We start from the raw sequence: 6,319 nt of genomic DNA, 5'->3' as shown, positions 1-6,319 counted from the left end.
GCCTGGGGTTATGGGTCCCGGCCTTCGCCGGGACGACGGGGGATTGGATGACCATTTCCGACAAGCTGCTCGTTCAACGCCAGCGCCATCTGAAATGGCGCTGGCTCGACTGGCTCGAAGTCGCGCTCATGCTTCTCTGCGGCGTGCTGTGTTTCGGCTTCTCGCTGTCGGTGACTGCCGACATCGTCACCCGCACCATCGGTCATCCCTGGCTGTGGCTGCAGGAGGCGACCTCGACGCTGTTCATCTATGCGATCTTCGTTGGGACGGCGGCCGCGACCCGGCGCAACGATCACCTCTATCTCACCGCGATCTCGGAGGCGATGCACGGCACGGCGCGGCTGATCGTCGAAGTGATCATCCGGATCGTCGTGCTCGGCGTCGCGTTCTGCCTGATCTGGTACGGCTATCAGAACTATCTGCGCGGCTTCGGCAGTTTTCGCCTGCCCTCGGGCACGCCGATCGCCTCGCTCTATGCGATCATCCCGTTGTCGGGTGTGCTGATCGGCCTGTTCACCGTCGAGCAATTGGTCAACGGCCTGCGCAACGGCTTTGACCATCCCGAGCCGCCGGACGAAGATGCCACGCCCGGGATCACCGACGCACAGATGAGGGCGCAGCCATGAGCGCGCCGGTCGTCCTGACCTTGATGACGGTCTGCTTCCTGTCGTTCGGCTATCTCGGCGTCCCCGTGCCGTTCTCGCTGATGGCCGGCGTGTTCATCGGCGCGATCCTGTCGGACGTCTCGCTCGCCGCGATCATCCAGAAGATCTTTGACGGCGTCGATTCCGAGGCGCTGCTGGCGATCCCGTTCTTCCTGCTGGTCGGCGAGCTCATGAGCTCGGCCAATGTGGTGGTGCGAATAGCCAACCTCTCGGTGTCCCTCGTCGGCCACATCAGGGGCGGGCTGTCGCAGGTCGTCGTCGTCTTCAGCATGTTCTTCTCTGAGATGTCGGGCTCGACCACCGCGGATGTCGCCGTGATGAGCCGCGCGCTCGGCGGCCCGATGAAGCGGGAGGGCTACGAGCCCGCCTTCATCGCCGCAATCATCGCCTCCGCCTCGACCATTGCGGCGCTGGTGCCGCCGAGCATCACCGCCGTGGTCTATGGCGCGGTCGGCAACGTCTCGATTGCCGGCCTGTTCATGGCGGGCGTGGTGCCGGGGCTGATGATCGGCTTCGGCCTGATGATCTACTGCTATTTCTTCGGCCCCTCGGGCCTGCGCAAGCCGCGCGCGCCGCTGCGGCAGATCGTGTTCGCTGCCGGCGATGCCGCCTTGCCGCTGATGATTCCGGTCATCCTGCTCGGCGGCATCCTGACCGGCTGGTTCACCCCGACGGAGGCCGGCGTCGTCGCCGTGGTCTGGATCATCCTGGTGGTCATTCCCGCGCTGAACCGCGGACATTTCAGCAAGATTCCTTACGATTTCTGTCTCGCGGGCCTGATCTTCTCGCTGCCGCTGATCACGATCGGCGCCGCCAACGCGTTCGGCTGGATGCTCGCGTACTTGCGCGGTGCCAGCTACATCGCCGACATGATCACCTCGATCGCGGGCAATGATCCGCATCTGATCATGCTGCTGATGGTGCTGCTCTTCACCGTGGTCGGCGACTTCATCGAGCCGGTGCCGACCATCATCATCTTCATGCCGCTGGTCAACACGCTGACCGAGGCCGGCGATATCAACGCCGTGCATATGGGCGTGGTGCTGATCGCCACGCTCGCCTTCGGCCTGATCACGCCGCCCTACGGGCTCGTGCTGCTGATGGCGTCGAAATTCGTCGGCATCAGTTTCGCCAAGGCGCTGCGCGCGGCGCTGCCGATTTATGTCGTGTTCCTCGCCACCATCGCGTTTGCGATCTACTTCCCGAGCGTCGTGCTGTGGCTGCCGCAGCAGGTGCTGCCGGAGTCGGTCGGCTGCTTCAAGTCGCCGGCGGGCACCGGCTACATCTGTCCTAAGTAAGGGTTGCGCTCACTTCCCCTTGCTCGTGAACTTCTTCACGGCGGCGCGAAACTCGTCCGTGTTCATCGCCATGATGATCTTGTGCTCCTCGGCATCGAGCTGCTGCCTCACTGACGTTGTCGCGGCCTGGTAGACCAGCGACTTGGTGCCGGCGATCGCCGCCGGCGGGTTCTGCGCCAGACGCTCGGCGAGCTGCCGCGTCGCCGCCTTCAGCTCGGTCGCGGGAACGATCCTGGCGACCAGGCCCCATTCATGGGCCTGCTGCGCGGTAAAATTGTCCTCGGAGAGGAAGATCTGGAGCGCGCGGCGGGAGCCGACCGTGCCGACGATGCCGACCGTAGAGCCGCCGTCCGGCGAGACGCCGATCTTGGCATAGGCCGGCGTGAATTTGGCATCGTCGGCCGCGATGCAGAGGTCGGTGACGAAGGCGAGGCCCATGCCGGCGCCGGCGGCCGAGCCGTGGACGCTCGACAGCGACAGCTTTGGCATGCGCCGGATGGTCTCGATGAAGGCGTGATAGTGCTTCAGCAGTTGGCCTACCACCGGCGTCACCGTGCCCGCTTCGGCGGCAGCCCCGATCGTCTGCAAATCGCCGCCGGCCGAGAAGGCACGGCCTTCGCCCTCGAGGACCACGACCCTGATGTTGTCGGCGCCCTCGATATAGGCCGCGAGCTGTTCGAGCTTTTGCGCAATCGCGAGGTTGATCGAGTTGAACGCGGCGGGCCGATTGAGCGTGATGGTTGCGATCGGGCCGTCGATCCGCAGCAAAGCGGGATCATCGGGTCGGGAGACGGGAGCGGTCATTGGAAAATCCCCGGCAGGAGGTCATTTCTGCAACTAAATCGCAGAAGGCGAGGGGTGACAATCCCCGGCGCGAGCGGCCGGTGGAGGCTCTTGCGTCGGCCGGAACGATAGGGTCAAATGCACTGCCTTCGTTTAGGGACGGACACGAGCGCCGGCTCCTCCTAGGCCACAAGCCAAAATCAGCGCGAGAGGAGACGACATGGGTAACGCTCGTGTCTCCGGAAGTGGGCTGTTCCGATGACGGGCGGTCCGGTGATCATTGTCGGTGCGGGCCATGGCGGCTACCAGGGCGCCGCATCGTTGCGCCAGGCGGGGTTTTCCGACCGCGTCTGCCTCATCAACGACGAGGCGCATCTGCCCTATCAGCGGCCGCCTTTGTCGAAGGCCTACATCAAGGGTTCCGCCGGGCCGGAGAGCCTGATGTTCCGGCCGGAGAAATTCTACCAGGACCAGAAGATCGAGCTGATCGCGGGCCGCGCCGCGTCGATCGACCGCGCGGGCCGCAAGGTGCACCTCGCCTCGGGCGAGACGCTTGCCTACGGTCACCTGATCCTGGCCACGGGCGCGCGCAATCGCCTGCTCGATCTGCCCAACGCCAACCTGCCGGACGTGAAATATCTACGCATCCTCGACGATAGCGAGGCGCTGCGCCAGATCATGCCGTCGAAGACGCGGGTGGTGGTGATCGGCGCGGGCTTCATCGGCCTGGAGTTTGCGGCGACCGCACGGATCAAGGGACTTGAGGTCGACGTGCTCGAGCTTGCCCCACGCGTGATGGCGCGCGCGGTGACGGCGGAGGTCTCGGATTACTTCCAGCAGCGGCATCGCGAGGCCGGCATCCGCATTCACCTCGGGGTGCAGGCGACCTCGATCGAGGCCGAGGGCGGCAAGGTCACCGGCGTCTCCTTGAGCGACGGCCGGCACTTGCCCGCCGATCTCATCGTGGTCGGCGTCGGCGTGCTGCCGAACAAGGAGCTTGCGGCCGAGGCGGGGCTGTCGGTCGCCGCCGGCATCGTCGTCGACGAATATCTCTCGACCTCCGATCCCGACATCTCGGCGATCGGTGACTGCGCGCTGTTCGCAAGCCCGCGCTTCGGCGGATCGCTGCGGCTGGAGTCGGTGCAGAACGCCACCGACCACGCCCGCTGCCTGGCGGCGCGGCTGACCGGCGACAGGAAGGCTTATGACGGTCATCCCTGGTTCTGGAGCGACCAGGGTGACGACAAGCTCCAGATGGCGGGGTTGACCACCGGCTACGACCGCGTCGTGCTGCGCGGCGACCCCGCCAAGAAGGCGTTTTCGGCATTCTGCTACAAGGGCGACAGATTGCTCGGCATCGAGTCGATCAACCGCGCCGGCGATCACATGTTCGGCCGCAGATTGCAGGCCATGGATCGCTCGATCACGCCCGAGCAGGCGGCGGACGAGGGCTTTGATCTGAAGAGCGCGCTGGCGTGATCATCTTCTCCCTCTCCCCGTTCTTACGGTGAGAGGGTCGGGGTGAGGGGCTCTCTCCGCAGATGAGATGATCGCGAGACCTGTACCCCCTCACCCGGATTGCTTCGCAATCCGACCTCTCCCCGCAAGCGGGGCGAGGTAAGAACGGCATCAGCCCGCCTTGATGACAGACGCGACTTCCTCCGCCGTCGGCATCGACGGCCCCGCGCCCATCCGCTGCACGCTGATCGAGGCGGCGGCGTTGGCGAAGGCGAGCGCCGTGCGTAGCGGCACGTCGTCGGTCAGTTGCGCCGCGAGCGCGCCGACGAAGCAGTCGCCGGCGCCCGTGGTGTCGACCGCCTTCACGACGCGGCCGGGCACTGCAAATTCCTGGCGGCCGGCGAGCGCGAGCACGCCGCGCTTGCCGAGCGTGACGCAGATGGTCTGGTCCTCGCGCGCCTGAAGCTGTCCTGCTACCTCGATGATCCGCGCCGCGGTGTCGCTCTCGGAGAGCTCTGTGCTGGCGAGGAAGCCGAGCTCGCTCTCGTTCAGCACGAGGATGTCGACGAGCTCGAGCAGCTCGCGAGAAATTTTTTTCGCCGGTGCCGGGTTGAGCAGCGTTATCGCTCGAGCCGATCGCGCCCGCTGAAAGAACGCGGCAATCGTCGGCAGCGGAATCTCGAACTGGCTGACGGCAACGTCACCTTTCAGCAGCGGGATGACACTGACGTCGTCAGCACTGACCAGCGCATTGGTGCCGGGAATGACGACGATGGTATTGTCGGCCTCGGCGACCGTGATGATGGCGGTGCCGGTGTGCGCTTCGGCGGTCTCCTGGACGTAGCCGAGGTCGATGCCCTGGTCGCCGAGGAATGCCTTCAGCTCGGCGCCGAAGGAATCCTTGCCGAGCCGGCCGATCAATGTGGTCCGCGCGCCCAGCCGCGACGCGGCAACGGCCTGGTTCGCCCCCTTGCCGCCCGGGAAATACAGCACCTGCTTGCCGGCGACGGTCTCGCCGACCCTCGGATGGCGGTCGGCCGTCGCCACCACATCCATGTTGATGCTGCCGGCGATGAAGACGCGCCCCATGATATGCCCTTAACGAAGTCTAGGCCCTGACCTCGAACTCGTGCCGGACCTTTGCGATGTCGACGAGGGTCGGCAGGCCGGCCTCGTTGCCGAGGCGCTGGATCTTGAAGGTCGAGGCGGCGCGGGCGAAGTCGAAATGCTCGCGCCAGCTTTTGCCGGGATGGGCCAGATAGGAATAGACATAGGCGCCGTGGAACACGTCGCCGGCGCCGTTGGTGTCGATCACGCGCTCGCGCGGGATCGGCATCGCCGGCATGGTCTCGACCGCGCCGGTCTCGTTGTACCAGAGCAGGCCTTTCTCACCCATGGTGACGCCACCGATCTTGCAGCCGCGGCTCTTGAGATAGTCCAGCATCTTCTCCGGCGTGAGATCCATCTGCTCGCACAGGCGCTCGGCGACGATCGCGACGTCGATGAATTCCAGGAGCTCATGCGTGTTGGTGCGCAGGCCGCCGCCGTCGAGCGAGGTCAAGATGCCGGCCTCGCGGCAGACTTTTGCATAATGGATCGCGGCATCGGGCTGATGGCCGTCGATGTGCAGTGCGCGGCAGCCGCCCAAATTGAGCATCGGGAACGGATGGATGTGGGTGTCGTCGCGGCAGCGGACGATGGCGCGCTTGCCGTCCTTGGGCATGATGAAGGAGAGCGAGGACTGGTTCACTTTTCGCGCATGCAACGAGATCGCGTATTTCGCGCACATGTCCTGGAACATGCGCCCCAGCCAGTCATTGGCCGCCGTCGCGATCAGATCGGGCACGATGCCGAGCTTGGCGCAGCAGAACGCCGCCGTGACCGCATTGCCGCCGAAAGAGACCGCGTAGTCCGAGGCCACGTGCTTCTCGTCGCCGGTCGGCATGTGGTCGGTGATGAAGACGACGTCGATATAGGTCTGTCCGATGAAGAGAGCCTGCATTGCTTGTCCGTGATGCGCTTGTGGTCCCGGCCGGCGGGCTTACTCTAGCACCGGTTCCGCGCGGGGGACGCTGAAATTATTCGCAAAACTGCCGCCCGAAGCGCTTGAGGTCA

6 protein-coding genes are annotated in these 6,319 nt (G+C 65.3%); 3 read left to right on the top strand and 3 right to left on the bottom strand.

From position 1 onward, the window contains the following. Positions 1-47 precede the first annotated feature (47 nt). Together ACXJMY_RS31030 and ACXJMY_RS31025 are read left to right on the top strand one after the other, a co-directional pair. Complete coding sequence (locus ACXJMY_RS31030) at positions 48-626, top strand: TRAP transporter small permease (RefSeq protein ID WP_456623154.1); 579 nt, start codon at positions 48-50, stop codon at positions 624-626. Then, positions 623-1,963 carry a TRAP transporter large permease gene (locus tag ACXJMY_RS31025; protein WP_456623152.1) on the top strand — a complete coding sequence of 447 codons (1,341 nt, stop codon included), beginning with the start codon at positions 623-625 and terminating at the stop codon, positions 1,961-1,963. The genes ACXJMY_RS31030 and ACXJMY_RS31025 overlap by 4 nt, the downstream gene beginning before the upstream one ends. Positions 1,964-1,972: 9 nt before the next feature. Here ACXJMY_RS31025 and ACXJMY_RS31020 read toward each other — a convergent pair whose 3' ends face one another. Then, a complete protein-coding gene (locus tag ACXJMY_RS31020; protein WP_456623151.1) occupies positions 1,973-2,767 on the bottom strand; it encodes an enoyl-CoA hydratase/isomerase family protein in 795 nt (264 codons plus the stop codon). 237 nt (positions 2,768-3,004) lie between these two features. Between ACXJMY_RS31020 and ACXJMY_RS31015 the strand changes: the two genes are divergently transcribed. Then, positions 3,005-4,225, top strand: a complete 1,221-nt coding sequence (locus ACXJMY_RS31015; protein ID WP_456623150.1) for an NAD(P)/FAD-dependent oxidoreductase — start codon at positions 3,005-3,007, stop codon at positions 4,223-4,225. A gap of 150 nt (positions 4,226-4,375) precedes the next feature. On the opposite strand, the gene ACXJMY_RS31010 is transcribed toward ACXJMY_RS31015, so the two are convergent. Together ACXJMY_RS31010 and ACXJMY_RS31005 are read right to left on the bottom strand one after the other, a co-directional pair. Continuing rightward, the gene (locus ACXJMY_RS31010; RefSeq protein WP_456623149.1) at positions 4,376-5,293 is read right to left on the bottom strand and encodes a ribokinase; all 918 of its coding nucleotides are present in this window, start codon (positions 5,291-5,293) and stop codon (positions 4,376-4,378) included. 19 nt (positions 5,294-5,312) lie between these two features. Then, the gene (locus tag ACXJMY_RS31005) at positions 5,313-6,206 is read right to left on the bottom strand and encodes a sugar kinase (protein WP_456623148.1); all 894 of its coding nucleotides are present in this window, start codon (positions 6,204-6,206) and stop codon (positions 5,313-5,315) included. Positions 6,207-6,319: the final 113 nt, after the last annotated feature.

The sequence above is a fragment of the Bradyrhizobium sp. P5_C12 genome, assembly GCF_054049735.1.
The sequence above is the reverse complement of the archived record's forward strand: the minus strand, read 5'-3'. Positions and strand labels throughout refer to the sequence as shown.

Excerpts from the sequence above, each read along its gene's own strand:
- ACXJMY_RS31020 (WP_456623151.1), bottom strand. The coding sequence starts at position 2,767 with ATGACCGCTCCCGTCTCCCGACCCGATGATCCCGCTTTGCTGCGGATC.
- ACXJMY_RS31025 (WP_456623152.1), top strand. The coding sequence starts at position 623 with ATGAGCGCGCCGGTCGTCCTGACCTTGATGACGGTCTGCTTCCTGTCG.
- ACXJMY_RS31010 (WP_456623149.1), bottom strand. The coding sequence starts at position 5,293 with ATGGGGCGCGTCTTCATCGCCGGCAGCATCAACATGGATGTGGTGGCG.
- ACXJMY_RS31030 (WP_456623154.1), top strand. The coding sequence starts at position 48 with ATGACCATTTCCGACAAGCTGCTCGTTCAACGCCAGCGCCATCTGAAA.
- ACXJMY_RS31005 (WP_456623148.1), bottom strand. The coding sequence starts at position 6,206 with ATGCAGGCTCTCTTCATCGGACAGACCTATATCGACGTCGTCTTCATC.
- ACXJMY_RS31015 (WP_456623150.1), top strand. The coding sequence starts at position 3,005 with ATGACGGGCGGTCCGGTGATCATTGTCGGTGCGGGCCATGGCGGCTAC.